General features: G+C 41.7%; 11 protein-coding genes and 1 tRNA gene. 9 read left to right on the top strand and 3 right to left on the bottom strand.

The genetic code is table 11. The features are described from left to right. Positions 1 to 143: 143 nt before the first annotated feature. Positions 144 to 228, bottom strand: a tRNA-Ser gene (locus QZR76_RS05645). A gap of 162 nt (positions 229 to 390) precedes the next feature. Here QZR76_RS05645 and QZR76_RS05640 point away from each other — a divergent pair. The 9 genes from QZR76_RS05640 to QZR76_RS05605 all read left to right on the top strand — a co-directional run bounded on the left by QZR76_RS05640 (position 391) and on the right by QZR76_RS05605 (position 12,323). Beyond that, entirely contained in the window at positions 391 to 1,743 is a 1,353-nt protein-coding gene (locus QZR76_RS05640) for a radical SAM protein (RefSeq protein ID WP_294141184.1), read from the top strand. A 158-nt stretch (positions 1,744 to 1,901) separates the two neighbouring features. Further along, the gene (locus QZR76_RS05635) at positions 1,902 to 3,254 is read left to right on the top strand and encodes a sigma-54 dependent transcriptional regulator (RefSeq protein ID WP_294141183.1); all 1,353 of its coding nucleotides are present in this window, start codon (positions 1,902 to 1,904) and stop codon (positions 3,252 to 3,254) included. A gap of 398 nt (positions 3,255 to 3,652) precedes the next feature. After that, complete coding sequence (locus QZR76_RS14070; RefSeq protein ID WP_363664635.1) at positions 3,653 to 3,733, top strand: potassium-transporting ATPase subunit F; 81 nt, start codon at positions 3,653 to 3,655, stop codon at positions 3,731 to 3,733. A gap of 72 nt (positions 3,734 to 3,805) precedes the next feature. Continuing rightward, positions 3,806 to 5,503 (top strand): potassium-transporting ATPase subunit KdpA, encoded by a 1,698-nt coding sequence (kdpA, locus tag QZR76_RS05630; RefSeq protein ID WP_294141181.1) that lies wholly within the window; start codon positions 3,806 to 3,808, stop codon positions 5,501 to 5,503. A gap of 84 nt (positions 5,504 to 5,587) precedes the next feature. Continuing rightward, positions 5,588 to 7,627, top strand: a complete 2,040-nt coding sequence (gene kdpB, locus QZR76_RS05625) for a potassium-transporting ATPase subunit KdpB (RefSeq protein WP_294141179.1) — start codon at positions 5,588 to 5,590, stop codon at positions 7,625 to 7,627. 81 nt (positions 7,628 to 7,708) lie between these two features. Then, positions 7,709 to 8,278 carry a K(+)-transporting ATPase subunit C gene (locus tag QZR76_RS05620; protein ID WP_294141177.1) on the top strand — a complete coding sequence of 190 codons (570 nt, stop codon included), beginning with the start codon at positions 7,709 to 7,711 and terminating at the stop codon, positions 8,276 to 8,278. A gap of 243 nt (positions 8,279 to 8,521) precedes the next feature. Then, complete coding sequence (locus QZR76_RS05615) at positions 8,522 to 9,259, top strand: hypothetical protein (RefSeq protein ID WP_294141176.1); 738 nt, start codon at positions 8,522 to 8,524, stop codon at positions 9,257 to 9,259. Between the two features lie 214 nt (positions 9,260 to 9,473). Then, positions 9,474 to 10,595 (top strand): sensor protein KdpD, encoded by a 1,122-nt coding sequence (locus QZR76_RS05610; RefSeq protein ID WP_294141175.1) that lies wholly within the window; start codon positions 9,474 to 9,476, stop codon positions 10,593 to 10,595. Positions 10,596 to 10,607: 12 nt separating this feature from the next. Continuing rightward, the gene (locus tag QZR76_RS05605) at positions 10,608 to 12,323 is read left to right on the top strand and encodes an ATP-binding protein (protein ID WP_294141174.1); all 1,716 of its coding nucleotides are present in this window, start codon (positions 10,608 to 10,610) and stop codon (positions 12,321 to 12,323) included. 46 nt (positions 12,324 to 12,369) lie between these two features. Here QZR76_RS05605 and QZR76_RS05600 read toward each other — a convergent pair whose 3' ends face one another. Both QZR76_RS05600 and QZR76_RS05595 read right to left on the bottom strand, forming a co-directional pair. Then, positions 12,370 to 14,670 carry a TonB-dependent receptor gene (locus QZR76_RS05600; protein WP_294141172.1) on the bottom strand — a complete coding sequence of 767 codons (2,301 nt, stop codon included), beginning with the start codon at positions 14,668 to 14,670 and terminating at the stop codon, positions 12,370 to 12,372. Positions 14,671 to 15,295: 625 nt separating this feature from the next. Then, positions 15,296 to 20,743: an MG2 domain-containing protein gene (locus QZR76_RS05595; RefSeq protein WP_294141170.1), complete on the bottom strand. Its 5,448-nt coding sequence runs from the start codon at positions 20,741 to 20,743 to the stop codon at positions 15,296 to 15,298. Positions 20,744 to 20,767: the final 24 nt, after the last annotated feature.

Raw genomic sequence — 20,767 nt, 5'->3', positions numbered from 1 at the left:
TCAGCGGAGAGGGAGGGATGACTCGGAACTTCGTTCCTCATGAACCCGTTACGAACCCTATCCGACGCTTCGTTCGAATCCCTGATGGGTATTTTATGCACAAAAAAAGAGTTAACTGTTTGGGGTTAACTCTTTATGTTTAGCGGAGAGGGAGGGATTCGAACCCCCGGTACCTCGCAGTACAACGGTTTTCAAGACCGCCGCAATCGACCACTCTGCCACCTCTCCAATGCGGGTGCAAAGATAAGGGAAAATCTCGAACGGCAAAAAAAGATTTTGCTTTTTTACAGAGAGTACGTTAAAAAGAGTCACGAAAGAAACCAATTTTCATTTTGTACGTTATAGAAAATTAAATTCTAAACTAACTTATATCTATAAAAGAAGAAGATAATGGGGACTTTTAAAAACAAAATGCAGGCATATGGGATTCGGCAGATATTGAATTATGTAGAGAGAGATCCGGAGGCTAATGCACCGAAAGCGTTGAAGTGGATAAAAAAAGTGGATGTAGACGGAACTTATGATTCCGCGTGGAGTAGCTTGGAAACTTGTTTATCGGATCCTAATAATAACTGGAACATTTTGATTAAGAAAGCCTATAATGAATGGGATCCTTTTGTAAGGAGGAAGTTATTTGAGTCGTTGATCTGTAATTCTGCTATTATCGGCAATAGTATGGTGAAGGTTACCGGAAGAAAGCACGGGGTAAACGTTCCGTGGACGATATTGATGGATCCGACTTCTGCTTGTAACCTGAAATGCAAGGGATGCTGGGCGGCAGAGTACGGTCACCAGATGTCGTTGGATTTTGATACCATGGACCGGATTATCAAAGAGGGAAAAGAGTTAGGTATATTTATGTATATTTATTCGGGAGGAGAACCTTTGGTGAGGAAAAAAGATATTATCCGTCTCTGTGAAAAGCACCCGGAATGTTATTTTTTAGCTTTCACGAACGGGACTTTGATTGACGAGGCTTTTGCGGATGAGATGCTCCGGGTTGGTAATTTTGCTCCAGCCATTAGTGTTGAAGGGTTTGAAAAAGAGACGGATATGCGTCGGGGAAAAGGGACTTATCAAGCGGTCATTAGAGCGATGGAACTCCTCAAGCGTAAACGATTGATCTTCGGATATTCTACTTGTTACCATAGCCAGAATGTGGATGTTGTCGGTTCGGACGAGTATGTTGATTTTATGATTGAAAAGGGTGCTGCTTTTGCCTGGTATTTTACCTATATGCCTGTTGGTGAAGATGCTATACCCGAATTGTTGGCTACACCCGAGCAACGGAAATACATGTATTATCAAGTTAGAAAGTTCCGGCGTACCAAACCGATCTTTGCCATGGATTTCTGGAATGACGGGGAGTATGTCGACGGATGTATAGCCGGGGGAAGGTATTATTTCCATATTAATGCCAACGGTGATGTTGAGCCTTGTGCGTTTATTCATTACTCGACGGCTAATATTAAGAATATGAGCTTGTTGGATGCATTGAGGACTCCGCTTTTCCAGGAATACCAGAAACGTCAACCTTTTAATAAAAATCATTTGCGGCCTTGTCCTTTATTAGATAATCCCGATCGATTGAAAGAGGTGGTAAATGCGGCACAGGCTCATTCTACCGATATGCTGAAGCCCGAAAGCGTAGAAGATCTGACCGGAAAATGTCAGGGATGTGCTCATAAATGGGCTGTCGTTGCGGATCAAATATGGACGGAACGGGGAAAAATGTTGAATTAAATTGTTCTGTATCAAATAGCCGATAACGGTCTCGGCAACTGTTGGAGGCATGAGAGAGGGTGACTTTCAAAAAGTTCACTCTCTTTTTATTTTCTCTTCCTTGAAGGATAAATTTTTTATTGTACTTTCGTTTATATTTTCTGTGTAAATATAATCTTATGAACAAAGTATTGATTATTGATGACGAAAATCAATTGAGGGGCTTATTGTCCCGTATTATCGGATTGGAGGGATATGAAGTTTTTCAGGCTGATAGTTGTACCGCCGGGTTGAAACAAGCCAAGCGATGTGTGCCGGATGTCATTTTATGTGACGTACGTTTACCGGACGGGAATGGGGTGGAGATCATTGAAAAATTAAAACAATCGTCTCCTCGTGCAGAAATAATTATGCTTACGGCGCACGGGAATATTCCGGATGGGGTACAGGCGATAAAAAACGGAGCTTTTGATTATATTACCAAAGGGGATGACAATAACCGGATTATACCGTTGATCAGTCGTGCTATGGAAAAAGTAGCTTGTGCGACATGTGAAAAAATAGAAAATAGTGGAGGTGAGAGGGGATATACTTTTGATACGATATTGGGCCGGTCGGATGTAATGCGGGAAGCTATTCGTTTGGCCCGGAAAGTGGCAGCCACGGATGTTCCGGTTTTACTAACAGGTGAAACGGGTACCGGAAAAGAGGTTTTTGCTCAGGCTATTCACCAGGGAAGCGATAGAAATAAGAACTCTTTTGTAGCCGTCAATTGTTCTGCTTTTAGTAAAGAGTTGCTGGAGAGTGAGATGTTCGGCCATAAGGCAGGTGCATTTACCGGAGCCTTAAAAGATAAGAAAGGGTTATTCGAAGAGGCACATCAGGGAACCATATTTCTGGACGAAATCGGAGAGATGGCATTCGATCTTCAGGCTAAGTTACTTCGGATTCTGGAATCCGGAGAGTTTATAAAGATCGGAGATACCAAACCGACGAAAGTGGATGTGAGGGTGATTGCCGCTACCAATCGGGATTTACCCAAGGAGATCGCTGCCGGACATTTTAGGGAAGATTTGTTTTATAGACTTTCGGTTTTTCAAATTCATTTGCCTCCGCTAAGGGAACGCGTACAAGACATCGAGGTATATGTTCAGGCTTTCGTGGAACAATTTTCGGCAAAAATGAAAAAGAAAATCACCTCTGTTCAATCTGACTATATGGATCGACTTAAGCGGCATGGTTGGAATGGAAATGTACGGGAGTTGAGAAATGTCGTGGAACGTAGTATCGTTATTGCCGACGGGGAACAACTTTCTGCGGGAGATTTGCCTATTGATTTGCAGCATGGAAATTTCGACTCCGGAGAAAATCAGCGTTTTTCAGAGTTCGAACTGGCCAGCATGGAAAAGAATCATATCCGGAAAGTGCTTCAATACACGAGGGGGAATAAGACCGAAGCTGCCCGTTTAATGCATATCGGTTTGACTACTTTATACCGTAAAATAGAGGAGTACGGGTTAGGCGAAAAGTAATATGAGGAATATTTTTTATGCGGTGATGTAATACCATTCTATTTGTTATAACTCCATTTTATTGGGGAGTTTGCTATAATTTTCTTCCGGAGAGGGGTATTCACTCTTTTTAAATTAGTATACTATTATGAAATGGTACCTTTTCATTTTGAAAAGGCTATGGGCGGATAGAATATTCCATTCTGTCCGTTATTTGTTTTATATACAGATATTTGTAAGTGGTGTCGGTTCGGGTGGCATAGCCTTGGCATAAGGGGAAGTAAAAATTAAAATTAAATTGTAAAGTCATGGAAGAAGTATTATCGTTTATTTTTTTATGTCTGGTGGGTATTGCCTGTTATTGGTTCTTTTTCAAGTGTATTTATTGGTTTGAAAAAATTTGAAAAGGAGGGGAAATTATGTTTACGGTATTGTTTATACTAAGTATGATGATGTTCGGGTATATGATGTACGTGTTGGTAAGGCCCGAAAAATTTTAGGATGAGTGTCGAGCGAATGCGGGAAGGAAATAAAAGTCCCGCTAACGGAAAACAATTGTAATGTTTTAAAAGATGAATACAGAAATATTAGGAAGTATTTTGCAGGTCTTAATGATGGTAGTATTAAGCTATCCATTAGGACGTTATATAGCAAAAGTATACAAGGGAGATAGAACTTGGTCTGATTTTATGGCTCCTGTTGAAAAATGGATGTATAGGTTGAGTGGTATTAATCCTATGGAGGAGATGAACTGGAAGAAATTTTTGGTCGCGTTGTTGACCATAAATATTTTCTGGTTCTTTTGGGGAATGGTTTTGTTGGTTTCCCAGGGGTATTTACCATTGAATCCTGACGGGAGCGCGGGACAAAGTCCGGACTTAGCTTTTAATACCTGTATCAGTTTTATGGTAAACTGTAATTTGCAACATTATAGCGGAGAGAGTGGATTGACTTATTTTACTCAACTTTTCGTGATCATGTTGTTTCAGTTTATTACGGCAGCAACCGGTATGGCGGCTTTGGCCGGAATATTTAAGGCGATGGCGGCTAAAACGACTCAAAATTTCGGTAATTTCTGGGTACTTTTAATAAAAAGCTGTACCCGTATTTTATTACCGTTGTCTTTGGTTGTCGGGTTTATTCTGATTATCGAGGGAACTCCTATGGGATTCGAAGGGAAAGAACAGATAACGACTTTAGAAGGGGTGGAACAAGCTATATCTCAGGGGCCCACGGCAGCTATTGTACCTATCAAACAATTGGGTACGAACGGGGGAGGTTATTTCGGTCCTAATTCTTCCCATCCGTTGGAAAATCCGACTTTTTTATCGAATATGTTGGAGTGTTGGTCTATTTTGATTATCCCTATGGCTATGGTCTTCGCCTTGGGATTCTATCTGAAACGTAAAAAATTAGCCTACACGATTTACGGTGTTATGTTATTTGCCTTTTTGGTCGGGGTGGTGGGGGCCCACTATTTCGAGTTGAAAGGAAGTCCGCAAATAGATGCCATGGGAATTGCTCAGGAACGGGGAAGTATGGAGGGAAAGGAGATCCGGTTAGGTGCTGCCGCCACGGCTTTATGGAGTCAGGTAACAACGGTAACGTCCAATGGTTCGGTCAATGGTATGCACGATAGTTTGACTCCGCTGACGGGTATGTTGTCTATGTTGAATATGCAGATAAATTGTTGGTTCGGAGGAGTGGGGGTCGGATTTATGAACTATTATGTATTTATTATCATTGCGGTATTCATTAGCGGGTTAATGGTCGGACGAACCCCCGAATTTTTAGGGAAAAAGATAGAGGCGAGAGAGATGAAGATTGCCGTTATCGTGGCTTTGGCTCACCCGTTTTTTATATTGGTATTTACCGCTATATCCAGCTTTTTGGCCGCTCATAATCCGGAACTGGCGGAGGCCTGGTTAAACAATCCTTCTTTTCATGGATTAAGTGAGATGTTGTACGAATATACCTCATCGTCGGCCAATAACGGTTCCGGCTTTGAAGGGTTGAGTGATAATACCTATTTCTGGAATTTTACTTGTGGAATTGTCCTGATTATGGGGCGTTACCTGCCGATAGTCGGTCAGGTTGCCATAGCCGGATTATTGGCAAATAAGAAATTTATTCCGGAGAGTGCCGGAACCTTGAAGACGGATACGGGAACTTTTGCAATAATGACTTTTACTGTAATTTTTATTATTGCAGCGTTGTCGTTCTTTCCGGTTTTAACGTTAGGGCCAATTGCGGAATATCTAAGTTTTTGATTGATGATTTCTGATTTACGATTAGAAAAAATTCAGGATGGTAAATTGTGGAATCGAGAATATGTAGGATAAAATAGTACTGAGATGAGAAATAATAAGTCTGCTTCTTTATTTCCAAAGGAGTTAGTTGTAGAAAGTTTAAAACAGTCGTTCGTGAAGTTGAATCCGCGTACGATGTTTCGGAACCCGATCATGTTTACGGTGGAGGTATGTACGGTCATGATGTTGCTTGTATCCGTATACATTGCTGCCACGGGGATGACGGGACAGGGTTCGTTCGGGTATAATATAACCGTATCTCTTATTTTGTTGATTACTTTATTGTTTGCCAATTTTGCGGAGGCCATAGCGGAAGCGAGAGGAAAGGCACAAGCCGACAGTCTGAGAAAGACACGTGAAGAGACTCCTGCCAAGGTGATCGTAAATGGAAAAATAGAGATAATAAGTAGTTCCAAATTAAGAAAAGGAGATTTGTTCGAATGTGAGGCCGGAGATATTATTCCTTCCGACGGGGATATTGTCGAGGGATTGGCCTCAATCGACGAGAGTGCCATTACCGGGGAGAGTGCCCCGGTTATCCGGGAGGCAGGGGGAGATAAAAGTTCTGTCACCGGCGGAACGAAAGTGCTTTCCGATCGTATCAGGGTGTTGGTAACCACTCAGCCGGGAGAAAGCTTTTTGGATAAGATGATTGCTCTTGTGGAGGGTGCGTCTCGCCAGAAAACGCCGAACGAGATTGCGTTGACCATTTTGTTGGCCGGTTTTACTTTGGTATTTGTTATCGTGTGTGCTACCTTAAAACCTTTTGGTGATTACGTGGGAACGAATATTACCGTGGCGGCCTTTATCTCATTGTTTGTATGTTTGATACCGACAACGATAGGAGGGTTATTGTCGGCCATCGGAATTGCAGGTATGGATCGGGCTTTACGGGCTAATGTCATTACAAAATCGGGAAAGGCTGTTGAAACGGCAGGTGATATCGATACCTTGCTTTTGGATAAAACCGGTACGATTACGATAGGGAATCGTAAGGCTACCCGATTTTATCCGGCTAACGGCGTGGATGAAAAACATTTTATTCGGGCTTGTCTGTTATCCTCCCTATCGGATGAGACCCCAGAAGGAAAGTCTATCGTCGAGTTAGGACGGGAGAGAGGTATTCGTATTCGAGATTTGAATACGGAAGGAGCTTCGATGATTCAATTTACGGCTGAGACCCGTTGTTCCGGGGTTAATTTGGGAAACGGAGTGAGGATACGGAAAGGGGCAACCGATGCGATTCGTCGTATGGCAGAGAAAGCGAATAATTCGATGCCCCGGGAGACGGAAGAGACCATACGCATTATTTCGGAAAACGGAGGGACTCCGCTGGTAGTTTCCGAGAATGAAAAGGTCATAGGGGTAATCGAGTTGCAGGATATTATTAAGCCGGGAATACAGGAGCGTTTCGAACGGTTACGTAAAATGGGGGTGAAGACAGTCATGGTAACGGGAGATAATCCCTTGACGGCAAAATATATTGCAGATAAGGCAGGTGTGGATGATTTTATTGCGGAAGCCAAGCCGGAAGATAAGATGGAGTATATCCGTAAGGAACAGCAAAACGGAAAATTGGTTGCGATGATGGGAGATGGAACTAATGATGCGCCTGCTCTGGCTCAGGCTGATGTCGGGGTAGCCATGAATAGCGGGACTCAGGCGGCAAAAGAAGCCGGGAATATGGTAGATTTGGACAATGATCCTACCAAATTAATCGAGATCGTGGAAATCGGCAAACAGTTACTGATGACACGGGGGACTTTGACGACTTTCAGTATAGCTAATGATGTTGCGAAATATTTTGCCATTGTACCGGCTTTGTTTATGTTGACGATTCCTTCCTTGGGGGCTTTGAACATCATGCATCTGCATAGTCCGGAAACAGCCATTCTTTCTGCTGTAATTTTTAACGCGATTATTATACCTATTCTGATCCCGCTGGCTCTGCGGGGAGTTAGTTATAAACCTATCGGAGCTTCAGCCCTGTTACGGCGTAACCTGTTGATATACGGCGTGGGAGGGATTATAGCACCCTTTGTCGGAATTAAATTAATAGATCTTTTAGTTGGGTTATTTTTCTGAGTCAGGATTAGGGCTCGTGAGGGCGACATCTGGCGGGTCCTCCTGACATTTTGATAACGTATGAATTAAAATATAAAGATAATGAAATCAAATTTGTTGAAATCCTTGAAGTTAACACTTGTTTTTGGTGTATTCTTTAGTGTATTTTATATTTCCATACTTTGGTTGTTTGCCTTGATTGCGGGACCTAACCATGGAAAAGTAGAGTTAGTTACTTTAAACGGTAAGGTGGTTGGTGCGGCTAATGTCGGTCAGGTTTTTACGGAGGATGTCTATTTTTGGGGTCGTCCTTCGGCTGTTGATTATGCCGGGGACGGAGCAGGAGGTAGTAATAAAGGTACGTCCAATCCGGAGTATTTGGAGGAAGTTGAGGCAAGAGTCGATACTTTCTTGGTAAAACATCCCTATCTGAAGCGTTCGGAGATACCTTCGGAAATGGTGACAGCCAGCGGTAGTGGCTTGGATCCGCATATTTCTCCGGAAGGAGCTTACGTGCAGGTAAAGCGGGTAGCCCAAGCCAGGGGTATCTCGGAAGAAAAAGTAAGAGAGATCGTGGATGAACAGATCGAAAAGCCTTTGTTGGGTCTATTCGGAACCTCCAGGGTCAATGTATTGAAACTCAATGTTGCATTGGAAAAAGGTGCAGATTAAGTTTATATTTAGTTGGGGTTATTTAGAGAAATGTATAAGTCTTCGAGTGACATTATTACATTTCGGGGAAGTTCGGAAAGTATAAGGAGTGTCGGGATAATTGATCCGTAACTTAAGAACTTCCCTTTTTATCAATTCTTATCGTCTTTCTATCGGTTCCTGTTTTATCGTATTGACGGGCCGGGAGGGTCGTGCTCGAAATTTTGATGGATGTTTGTTGTTTTATGTTAATTTTTTAATGAAATGAAATTTTTTGAAAAAACGATTTTAGTACTCCTGTTGATAGGAGCTGTCGTAGAGGTACAGGCGCAAAAAAGCGTAAAGAGTGTGGAATTTAAGGTAAGCGGAGATGTTGTGAGTTCTTATATCTGGCGTGGAGCTTATAATGCAGGGGCCAGTATTCAGCCTACCTTATCCATGAGTATAGGAACTTTTTCTTTCACGGCCTGGGGGTCAAAAGAGATAAGCGGTGCTCATAAAGAGATAGATTTGACAGCGGCTTACAGTTATAGAAAATTTAATTTGTTCGTGGCAGATTATTGGTGGGAAGGAGAGAAATCAGGAGATAAATCTTCCTGGAAAAATAACAAGTATTTTCATTTTGATAATCATAATACGGCTCATCATGTGGAGGTAGGTATCGGGTATTTTGTTTCGGAAAAATTTCCGTTGAGTATCTCTTGGAGCGCAATGGTTTGGGGGGCCGATAAAAAAGATAACGAAAAACAAAATTACTCCTCTTACGTGGAGATAAACTATCCTTTTTCAGTAAAAAGTGTGGATTTGAATTTTACGTTAGGCTTTTCTCCCTATGAGAGTAACCTGTATGGCGTTAATGGTTTTAGTGTAATGAACATTGGATTAGGTGCCTCGAAAGAGATACAAATCAGCAAGTTATTCTCCTTGCCTGTCTTTACGAAAATTATTTTCGATCCCGCTCATGAAGATGCACATTTTGTCTTGGGATTTACATTGAGATAATACAAGTGATTTATTTTATGCATTGGCCCGGAAAGATATTCTTTCCGGGTTTTGGGCAAGCTGGTGAGGTCGTATTTTTCATTTTGAAAAGAAATTTTCAAAATGAAAAAGCGGGATCAACGATTTTATATGCCTTGTAATATATAAATTAGTGGTAATGAGTATGTCTATCTGTTTCCTATATTTGTAGTATATTTTTTGCTGAAGAGAGAGTATGGATAAGGAACAAAGTGTACAGCATTTTTTGAATCTGATTCGGAAAAGCCGGAGAGGACATTTTAAGGTATACATCGGTATGATAGCGGGGGTAGGGAAGACTTACCGGATGTTGCAGGAGGCGCATGAGTTATTGCGAAACGGAATCGATGTGCAAATCGGTTATATCGAGACACACGAACGAGTGGATACAGAAGCTCTTTTAGAAGGATTACCTGTTATTCCCCGGCGGAAAATATATTATAAAGGAAAAGAAATTGAAGAGATGGACTTGCAGGCTATCCTGCAAATCCGTCCGGAGGTAGTTATTGTGGATGAATTGGCCCATACGAATGCGGAAGGGAGTGTGAACGAGAAAAGATGGCAGGATGTTTTTGACTTGTTGGATGCCGGAATAAATGTTATCAGCGCGATCAATATTCAACATATCGAGAGCTTGAATGAAGAGATTCAGGATATTGCCGGTATCGAGGTGAAGGAGAGAGTGCCTGATCGGGTATTTGAGGAGGCCGATGAAGTAGTAAACATCGATTTGACTGCAGAGGAGTTGGTTACCCGTTTGAAAGCCGGGAAAATTTATAAACCCGAAAAGATAGATATAGCCTTGAATCATTTTTTTAAAGCAGAGAATATCTTGCAACTACGGGAATTGGCATTAAAGGAGGTAGCTTTACGGGTGGAAAAAAAAGTAGAGAACGAGGTAGTGGAAAACGTGGGACTTCGGCACGAGCGTTTTATGGCTTGTATCAGTAGCCATGAGAAAACACCTCGAAAATTGATCCGCAAAGTGGCTCGATTGGCCACGAGGTACAATTCCAGGTTTTCTGTTTTGTACGTCCAAACGCATCGGGAAAGTCCTGATCGGATACCGTTGGCCAACCAGCGTTATTTGATCAATCATTTTAAGCTTGCTTCCGAATTGGGAGGAGAAGTGATTCAGGTACAGTCTAATGATATTATCGGGAGTATTATTCGGGTTTGCCGGGAACGCCAGATTAGTACCTTATGTGTGGGGAAACCGGATATCCGACTTTTTTCATTTATGAGAACCGCCTTACGATATAAGAAATTATTGAATAACTTAGGGGCATTGAATGTGGATTTGATCGTGTTATCATGAAAATGTAGAGTTATGAAGATAAAGACGAAACTGACATCTGGAATAGGGATTTTGTTTTTAATTATCGTTTTGATGGGGGTACTGTCAGTAGGTTATATTTATAAATTATCGACGGATACCCAGAATATTTTGGCAGATAATTATAATTCTTTGGATTATGCAAAGCGGATGTTGCATGCTGTTGAACAGATTGAGACGGATCAATCAGCTATTAAGGTTTTTATTGAAAATTTGGAAAGGCAGCAGAAGAACATAACGGAAATAGATGAATCGGAGGTTACGGAACGTTTGATCAGGCATTTTAAATTATTGCAGGAAGGACAGGATGAGGAACGTCTTCATCAGGTTCGGATGGATCTGATCCAGATTATGAACTTGAATATGGCTTCTATCCAGCGTAAAAGTGAAGTTGCCATGCGAACAGCTCACGAGGCGATGTTATGGCTTTCCATCATGGGAATGGGAAGTATCACCGTTGCCTTTTTGTTATTGCTTGTTTTCCCCGCCCAGATTACCCGTCCGATAAAAGAATTAACAAATGGTATTATAGAGATTGCCAAACGAAATTATGATCAGCGTCTTTATTTTCATAAAACAAAGGAGTTTGGGGATGTTGCGGCTTCATTCAACACGATGGCGGAAAAGTTAGCGGAATATCAACGGAGTTCTTTGGAAGATTTGTTATCCAGTAAGAAATATATAGAGGCGATCGTGAACAGTATTCGAGAGCCGATTATTGGCTTAAACGAGGAGAGAAAAATTATATTTGTTAATGATGATGCGCTATCTGTTTTGAACCTGAAAAGGGAAGAGGTTATTCGGCAGTCGGCGGCAGAGCTTTCTTTAAAAAATGATTTGTTACGTCGTCTTATTCGAGAATTAATACATCCGAATGAAAAGCATGAGCCATTGAAGATATATGCAGATGATAAGGAGAGTTTTTTTCAGGCTTATTACGTTCCGGTTCGCCTTACCAAAACGGGAGAGAATGAGCAAAAGTACGTGGGAGATTTGATTATCTTGAAAAATATTACTGAATTTAAGGAGTTGGATTCGGCTAAGACAACTTTTATCTCAACGATTTCTCATGAGCTGAAGACACCGATTGCCGCTATTATGATGAGTTTAAAATTGTTGGAAGACCAACGGGTCGGACAATTGAATGAGGAGCAGGTCTCTTTGGCAGAAAGTATTAAAGAGAATAGCGACCGTTTATTGAATATTACCGGAGAGCTATTGAAATTGACACAAGTTGAAACAGGGAAATTAACATTAAGTCCCAAGGTCACGAAGCCGATAGAATTGATTCATTATGCGGTTTCGGCAACCCGGGTTTTGGCAGAACGTTTCGGATGTAATATCGAGGTCGAATATCCTGAAAAGATCTCCAAGCTGTTCGTGGATAGTGAGAAGATCGCCTGGGTGATTACGAATTTGTTATCCAATGCCATCCATTATTCCAAAGAGAATTCAAGGATTATCGTGGGAGCTTATGAAAAGGATAAGCGGGTTGAAATTTTTGTACAGGATTTTGGGAAAGGTATAGATCCGCGTTACCACCAGAGTATTTTCGATCGTTATTTTAGAGTGCCCGGAACCAAAGTTCAGGGAAGCGGTTTAGGATTGGCTATTTCCAAGGATTTTGTAGAAGCTCATAATGGAAAAATTTGGGTAGACAGCAAAGTGGGTAAGGGCAGTCGGTTTACAATCTCCTTTCCGGTTCGATAATATAACTATCCCTCGAAAAAGATTTTCCGAGGGATAATTTGTTGATTTAGAATATACCGAATTTAATTCCGGCAAAATAAGTGCGAGGAAGTCCTGGTCCGTAAATATATTTGGAATCCCGATTGGCTCCCTTATCAAAATCGTTCTGGTAACTATCCAATAGGTTCTGTACTCCTCCGCTTATCTGTACCGTGTAGTTATTGAATTTAATATCGTAATTTAATTTAAGTGTGGCATCGAAAAAAGAGGATGTTTTTTTCAATACACTCTTTTCAATATATCCTTTTTCATGTCCTATGTACATCGGTCCGGTGTAAGTTCCCGAGAGAGAGAATGAGAAATTCTTGAAAGGGATAAAGCTGGTTGTAAGGTATCCGTATGTGTCGGGCGAACGTAGCAATTTACGTGTTTTCTCTACTTCGGGGTCATCCGTCCAGGCCTGCGGTTGATCGTATTTACTACTTTGAAATGTAGCCCCGAATTGAATTTGTGCTTTATAGTGGGGAACGATTTTTCCTTCCACGTTGATACCTTTTACGATCGCCTCGTTACCGTTTCTGCGTTCGTAGATGATGTTTCCGTCTTTATCCGGTCCGAGCGGTTCCAAGACGAAGATATTTCTTAAATTAGTATAAAATCCTTCGGCTAATAAATTCAGTTGCGTGCTTCCCCAGGTAGCGTAATAGTCGATAGAAGCGCTATAACTTCTGGAACGTTCCGTTTTCAGATCTTTGGCCACTTGAATGATAGCGACTTCGTTGTTGACGGCAGCTACATGCAAGTCTTCATCATAGGTCTGGGGAGCCCGAAAGCCTTCGGAATAGCTGGCTCGTAGGTTGATGGCATCGATCGGACTATACCGAAGATTCAATCTCGGACTGAATATGGGGTTATTTACGGCACTATTTTTATCCATGCGTCCTCCGATTAGAAAACTGAAATGTTCTGTTTTCCATTCATTCTGTAAATATAAACTGTAAACATATATCTCCTGGTTGAGGTTTCTGTTGTATCCCAACATGATATCGGTTAATTTGTCGTACGAATATTCGAAACCGGTAGTCAATTCCGAGGGGAGAAAGAGCAAATGATCGAAATTATATGAATATTGAGTACCTCCGACAAACGTGATGTCTGTTGTTTTTCCATAGGCATCAGGATCCTTATCTGCTCCGTAATATGATTTGCGTCCTATATTTTGTATGGAGGTATACACGTTCAAATGGTGTTTGTAGTCTTTGGAATTAAACGTATAATTTAAGCCTCCGCCATGTATGTCGTGTTCGGCTTGCTCCGTAATATCCGTTTCGTGAGGAGGCTTGTCGAGTAAGTTTCCTCCCCGGCGAAATTCTTTAATGTGGTGGTATTCCAAGGTGATTTTACTGTAATTGGTCGGTTTATAGTAGGTTCTGAACCCTAATGAAGTGTTATCCAGTTTACCCAATTCCGTGAATCCGTCTTTATCGTGATCGTAAGCCTGGCGGTCTCGTACCATACCGAAAAGGTATACTCCCGTTGTCTTTTGCTCATTTGTAATAGCTCCGTTAAAGCTGGTTACGTTATCGAAACTCTTACCGTCAATAGCTGATAAATTGTGGCTGACTTGGAAGAAATTATAGAGCGGTTCTCTGGTGATGATGTTGATTGTTCCCGCGATGGCATTGGAACCGAATAGGGCGGACCCTCCTCCTCTCATTATCTCGATTCGTTCGATCATATTGACGGGAATCTGTTCCAGTCCGTATACTCCCGAGAGAGAACTGAAAGAGGGGCGACTATCAATTAATATTTGGGTATAGGGACCGTCTAAACCGTTGATGCGAACCTGTTGAAACCCACAATTCTGGCAATTATTTTCAACTCGTAGTCCCGGTTGAAAATTTAATCCTTGTGCCAGACAAAACGAGTTGGTGTTTTCAAATATTTTAGGTGTTAATACGTTGATAACCACCGGAGCTTCTTTACGGCTGGTTTCGTTTCGGTTGGCGGTGACCACAGACCCTTCCAGCATGATGTTGTCTTCGCTGATCTCAAAATTAATTTCCAGGGTTTTTCCTTTTTCCAGAAATACCTCTTTTTCCACGCTTTTATAGCCGACTCCCTGTACGCGTAAAATATGTTTTCCTGCCGGTAAGTTTTTAAGGAAATAGTGTCCTGTTTCATCCGTGTAGGTGCCGAGATGGGTATCTTTAAGAAAAACGGATAAAAAAGGTATGTGTTCTTTTGTCTCTTTGTTGATTACATGTCCCATGATATTGGCATCGCTTTTGGGTTTATTGTTTTCTTCGTCTGCAAAACCGGATAAGACGAATGTCAAGAAGAGGATGAGTATATATGTGTGTTTCATATATTATTGTTAATTAGTAAGTTATGAATTTGTTAATATGATTATCTGTCCGAATAAGCTACTCTTCCTGTAAATGGTGTCATTGACAAGAAAAGACAGTTATCCCGGGCGATAATAATGATTTCGAATAGATTGATAAAAAGGATATCAGATACAGGCAGGGGGAGCCCTTAATTTTTTATGAAAGAAGAAACGGGAGACGGGTCCTTCTATTTCCCGTGTAATATATAAAACGAGTTTCCGTGTCAATGGAGCGGTGGACACAGAAGGTAATAGTAACAAAAGAGTGAAAAAATAGTTGAGGTGTGCGATTAATTTTATCTCGTTGCCGGAATGAGAATGCTGGGGCTGATGATTTGTTGTTGTTTTATGAAAATGTGAGTGAACGATCCTTATTCCGTCTACGATGTGGTAGTGGGGGAAAAAGGTGATATTTCCATAGTAACTCAGAAATAGAGTTAACAGGAATACCCGTAGGATTATATGTGTTCTCTTTTTTTGCATCCGCTTTTACACCGACACAAATGTAGAATGTTTCTAAATAAATATTTAATTTTTCTTCTTAAAATATTGTTAAAATGAAAGACGCTGTCCGTTCTAATGTTAGAATAGCGTCTTTCATTGTTTATTTTTCTCTTTCGATGGTGATTCGATTTCCGGCGAGAGTTGCTGTAATAGAATCGTCATACATGGCGGAGCAGGTAATTGCCGGCAACAGGTAAGTTCCGGGGTAAGAGGCATTGAAACGGAGGGTGAATTTTTTGGTTTCTCCTTGCTTCAATGAGAAGTATAGATAGATCCGGTCGTCCCGGATATCTACGTTTTCAGTTCCCTCGAAAGGATTTATCCCGGAGATCAGACGCTCATTGATAAATTCAAATCCGGACGGGAACATATAGGTTAAAGCCAGTTCATCGTATTGACCGATCTTGCCGGTATTCTGTATGGATATTTCTGCCGTTATATCTTCACCTTGCCGATATGTAGGTTGATCGATCCGTTCGTTATTGCGATAATAGGTAATTTGCATTTTTAATCCGGACATTTCATTTTGTGTTATAACTCCTAACGGGATGAAGCTATTGATGGTTCTGACGTGTAATGTTCCGTCGGTATTGTTTTTAACCGTCACGTTAGAACGTTGTTGCTTGACGGGAAGAGATTTGAGTATAATCGTTTTTTCGGTTTGTACTTTTTCTTTTCCGATCTCTACTTTTATACCGTTTCCTTCTTTGAAATACCGTTTGACGTATTGACTTGCGGCACATAGGCCGAAAGCGCTTTCCTGGGTACTCATCCAATCGTTAGAAGCAAAACGCAAAGCTATTTTTTGTAGTAGTGTGTAGGCTTCTTCTTGCATATTCATATCTACCATGCTTCGGAGAAGAATAGCATTATCGCGCAAGCCGGAACCGTAACATCTGCCTAATTGCCTGTAAGATTCTGCCTCTGTTGCCAGATTGCTAATCAATGACCGGGCGACTTTTTCGTATTTACCTAACGCGTAAGCTCCGGCCAGTTGCCAACGAGCGATGGGGTTTTTGTAGGTTATGTCTTTCATCCGGTTCATGGCTGCCAGGTTTGCCTTGTCGGCAGAGGCTAACACGTATAGACGGTAGGCCTGTTCCAGTTCCGCGTAATAATCGGAGGGTCTCCAGGTATTTGCCTGTTGGTTTAAGTAATTGATAGCATTGTTTTTCATGGAGGCCGGAACCTGATAACCTTGTTTCTCGGCTTGTATGAGGAAGTCGGTAATATAGCTGCTTACCCAGTCTGAAACAAATTCGTAGCCGGGCCAATAGCTGAAACCTCCGTTGTTTCGTTGGTAATTGCGTAACCGGGAGATGACCTCTTTCACGTTGAGTTCTGCGGTTACCCGTTGGGCTTCCGTGAGGTCCGTCAGGGTATTGAGCATGAGCTGGGGAAATGCTGCGGATGTAATTTGTTCTCCACATCCGTGCGGATAATGAATGAGGTCATTTAATCGTTTTTCTAAATTTAGAGGAGGGATTGAGGTTATCTCTAACGTAGAGGTCGGATTTATTCCCTCTATCGGATTGTCGAACGTTACTGTTTCTCCGGCTTTTAATTCTTTCGCATCCACCCGTGTGATTCTGGGGTTGGGGATACGGATGTCGATATCGCAACTGAAGTTTGCTTTTTCCTGGCCACTTTGTGCCGAGAAAGAGAGAGTTGATTTTCCGGTTGTCTCTTTAATCTTAACTTTGAAGAATACTATTTGTTCTCCTGTTTTATCGAAATATACTTTTTGTTGGGCGGAGGCAAGATTTTCTATCTTATCGTCGGTTCGGATACTTACATTTACCTCTTTAATTTGCTCTTTCATGGCGAACAAAGTGACCGGAATTTCGATTATATCACCCGGGGTGAAAATACGCGGCATCGTGACATTAAGCATCAGGGGCTGGTTGACGCTTGTGTTTTTGGAGGTCGAACCGTATTGTCCGTCGTGTTCGGCTATAACCATGGTACGCACCTCTCCGATGTATTCCGGCATACGCAGGGTATGACTCTTTTTTTCGCCCTTTTCCAATGTGAACGGTCCCTGAAACAGTACTACCGGGGTGAATCGGTTACTCTTGTGATTCTCTTCCGTTTTTAGCGCTTCGTCCCCGCCAATGGCGAAGGCTTTTTCCAATCTTCCGCCGAAGGCTCCGCATACGTCGTCGTAAAAATCCCAGGTTTTGACTCCTAAGGCTTCTCGGGCATAAAATACGGGGAAGGGGTCCGGAGTTTTAAAAGAGGTCAGCGAGAGAAGACCTTCGTCCACGACGGCCAAGGTGTAAGTCATCGGTTGACCGTCGGCCTCGCTTACCGTAACCGTAAAATCCTCGGATGGGCGCAATTCCTTGGCCATATTGATCTGGGGATTCAAATGGAGGGTCGGATCCTCTATGTTGATATTCATCACTCCGTATAATCTAATCGGCTTATCGTTGTCCCGATCCTTATGGGGTTGTATCAAGGATACGTTCACGTATACATTAGGGCACATATCCTGTTTTGCCTCTATTTCGAATGTTGTAAAGTCGTTGGTTGTCGGGATGCGGAAAATGTCTTTAATCGTTTTACCATTTTCGATACTAACGAGGGCAACACTTCCCGCGGAGGAAGGGAATTTTATTTTTATTTTTTCCCCGACTTTGTATTCTTTCTTGTCGCTGGTCAATGTCAATAAGTTGGCCATGCCGGGCATGTTCAACCCGTTGCGCCATGAACTGATATAGAAAGTAGAACCGGAGGAATGCCCGGATGCTTTATCTTTAGCGATGAGATAATAACGCCCCCATTCGTTGCAGGTAATGTCAACATTGAACTTTCCGTCCGTACTTTTTATGACTTTATGAAGTATAGGTTTCCGGTAGGAACGATTGACGTACGAGCCAAGATTATCGTCATTGGAATCCCACCACCAACGCCAATCCAAGGAGTAAACCTCAATCTCTATTTCTTTGGATGCAACGGGTTGTCCCAGGGTATTTACAACAACTCCCTTTACTGGTATCGGCTTACCTGCCGAATACCAATTATCGTCTGTTTCCGGTAGTGCGATTCCGACATATTGCGTGTAGGGAGAGTATTTGAAAGAAGAGGTGACAATACTGAAGTCTCCGCTATTTTCAAAAACCCGGATAGTCAGAAGGGCATTTAACATTCCCGGAGTATTTTCTGTTGCGATCTCTTGTGTGGAGAGGGTAAAATTACCGTCTTGATCGGTCGTTCCGTCGAATAGGGTTGTGGTGGTTGTCCTGTAAAACCTGGAACGGTCGTCGAAATTATAATTTTTGAAATTCTCGAATACGGTTTTTCCTTGAGTTAATTTCAATTCGGTAATGGTTTTCAACGAACTGGTTTTGGCCCCGTGTAGCCATCGGGTTGTAACCGGGATCTTATTTTTATCGGTACCTTTTCCTAAGATATTACCCGGCAAAAGAGCATTTATATTTAAACGATTGGGCTTTATACTTTCAATCCGGATCGTTTTGGAAAAAGAGGTTCCTCCGATTTTGACTATAGCCCGCCAGTAACCCGTTACTGCATTATCATCCGTTTTGAAGGTAAAGCAGTATAACCCGTTGCTGTTTCGACCCTCTTTCCGGGTTTGTACGACATGTCCGTTGGGATCATATAGTTCTGCTATAATGGGGTGGCCTACCGGAATGACTTTTTCTTTGTCTTCCAAGATAAAAGATAAATGAATTTCGTTACCAGGGCGCCATACTCCTCTTTCCCCGTATAAAAATCCTTTGATCCCTTTTTGAACGACAGCTCCGGTTACGTCAAAATTACTGTAAGATAAAGAGCCGGCATCGTTGACTTTCAGATAGGCCTGATCATTACCTTTACGGGCCACGATGGTAAACGCTTTCCCTCGTATTCGGGCTATCGCGATACCTTGATCATCGGTCCGGGTCGAATCTATTTTTTGGTTTTGATAATTGTAGAAGAATAATTCGCAATTGCTTACCGGGGTAGCATCTAATAGATCGTTTACGGCCACCATGTATTTCCCGTCATTGCCTGCTTTAGCTGTGATACCCAAAGAGGTTACGACGATATTTTTTTGAGGGAAACGATCGGATACGTAATAATAGGAGTTCGAACAGGGATTATCTCTCTCTTCCCAAGAGTAATCTTCGGGATATCCATAATAATAATACTCGTCGTAGTTATCATAACTTTGCCAGAACTGATCGTCCGAATCATCCTGATCTGAATTTTGTTTCTCGTTACAAGCAAGGGTTGTATAGGATCGTTTAAACCGGAGTTCAACTTTATAAATGACACCTTTTTCCAATTGAATGTGGTCTGAGAGATTAATCGTGTAGTCTTGCCATTTGTCTGAATGAAGCGTTTGTCCTTCTTTTGCCAATGCAATCTTTTTATTTAAAATAGGACGACCTACTCTTCGTAATTCATAATCTCCGGCGTATCCATAAGAATTTTGTTGTAAATAGAAATTCATATTTTGCGATAGAACTTTGACAACACGTAATTGAACAGCCTTCAGACCAACGGCAGAAAAAGGAAGTAAGATATTGCCTGCGGCCGGGGTAATCGAACCTTCTCCGATAAAGCGTATCTCCGGTTTCGCAGAAGGGAAATTAACGGATTGAGATACCTCTTTAGTTAGTTTATCTCCCGCGATATTCATAATGCCCTGGTAAACGTTTACTTGTACGATACCTCTCATTTTGCTCGTTTCGTTGGTATATAGACGAATGATATTACCCTGAACATTGTAATTCAGACGGTTTATGCCGTCGATCGTAATTAACCCTTGTAAATCTTGAGTGGGACTTATGTTATCGGAGAAAATAACATCTATACTTTGGGAATGATCGTCGGCAACCTTGATCTCCAGGACGGAGAAGTTGTTTTCTCCGGGGATTTCAACGAGTAAATCGTTCCCGTTTTTTACTTTCTTATCGAAAGAGAGCTTTAAGGTTTGAGATTGTTTTTCCCGTTTTAGAGCGGGAATCGTAAAGTTGTGGACGTAAGGTGAATGATCCCATACGAGAGAGAGAGTTCGATCGCCTAATTTTGCCGTAACCAATTGCTCTATCTGATCGGGAGTTGTTATATCCGCGTTAACGATAGCTCCTTTGTAGAAGAACTGATCGTTGTCTTCCGGATAGATTCCCAGATTTCCTTCTTGAAAGGAGTATACCTGAGGTAGTGTTTTAACCGTGAAATTAAACTTCCTTAGTGTAGAAGGGACATCAAACAACTTGTCTAATTGTAAGGAAATTTGATAGATTTGCTCGTTTTTCAGTCTTTCGCCTGGAATGAATTTCAGGATATTTTGATTTAGTTGAAGTGTCCCTTTCACTTGAGGGGATATTTTGAAAATATCTTCAGCCGAAGCGGGGAGAGAATCTAAGTTCGCATTAAAATGAATATAAATAGGATCCGTTGACCGGATCATCCCCTGTGTAAATTCGCTGATGTATTTACTGTATTCTAACTTATTTTGATTCTGTTTTTCTTTACAGGAAGAAAATGCAAAGAGTATGAGCAAGAATGAGATAAATAGGGAACATCTATTCATGGCTTTTGTTTTTGTGATTCATAT

Source organism: uncultured Sanguibacteroides sp., from assembly GCF_900543425.1.
Taxonomy (GTDB): Bacteria; Bacteroidota; Bacteroidia; order Bacteroidales; family Marinifilaceae; genus Gabonibacter.
Note: the sequence above shows the minus strand (reverse complement) of the source record. Positions and strands in the feature narration are given on the sequence as shown.

What these genes read in the sequence shown, in the direction of transcription:
- QZR76_RS05640 (WP_294141184.1), top strand. Translation starts at nt 391, where the DNA reads ATGGGGACTTTTAAAAACAAAATGCAGGCATATGGGATTCGGCAGATA.
- QZR76_RS05635 (WP_294141183.1), top strand. Translation starts at nt 1,902, where the DNA reads ATGAACAAAGTATTGATTATTGATGACGAAAATCAATTGAGGGGCTTA.
- QZR76_RS14070 (WP_363664635.1), top strand. Translation starts at nt 3,653, where the DNA reads ATGTTTACGGTATTGTTTATACTAAGTATGATGATGTTCGGGTATATG.
- kdpA (WP_294141181.1), top strand. Translation starts at nt 3,806, where the DNA reads ATGAATACAGAAATATTAGGAAGTATTTTGCAGGTCTTAATGATGGTA.
- kdpB (WP_294141179.1), top strand. Translation starts at nt 5,588, where the DNA reads ATGAGAAATAATAAGTCTGCTTCTTTATTTCCAAAGGAGTTAGTTGTA.
- QZR76_RS05620 (WP_294141177.1), top strand. Translation starts at nt 7,709, where the DNA reads ATGAAATCAAATTTGTTGAAATCCTTGAAGTTAACACTTGTTTTTGGT.
- QZR76_RS05615 (WP_294141176.1), top strand. Translation starts at nt 8,522, where the DNA reads ATGAAATTTTTTGAAAAAACGATTTTAGTACTCCTGTTGATAGGAGCT.
- QZR76_RS05610 (WP_294141175.1), top strand. Translation starts at nt 9,474, where the DNA reads ATGGATAAGGAACAAAGTGTACAGCATTTTTTGAATCTGATTCGGAAA.
- QZR76_RS05605 (WP_294141174.1), top strand. Translation starts at nt 10,608, where the DNA reads ATGAAGATAAAGACGAAACTGACATCTGGAATAGGGATTTTGTTTTTA.
- QZR76_RS05600 (WP_294141172.1), bottom strand. Translation starts at nt 14,670, where the DNA reads ATGAAACACACATATATACTCATCCTCTTCTTGACATTCGTCTTATCC.
- QZR76_RS05595 (WP_294141170.1), bottom strand. Translation starts at nt 20,743, where the DNA reads ATGAATAGATGTTCCCTATTTATCTCATTCTTGCTCATACTCTTTGCA.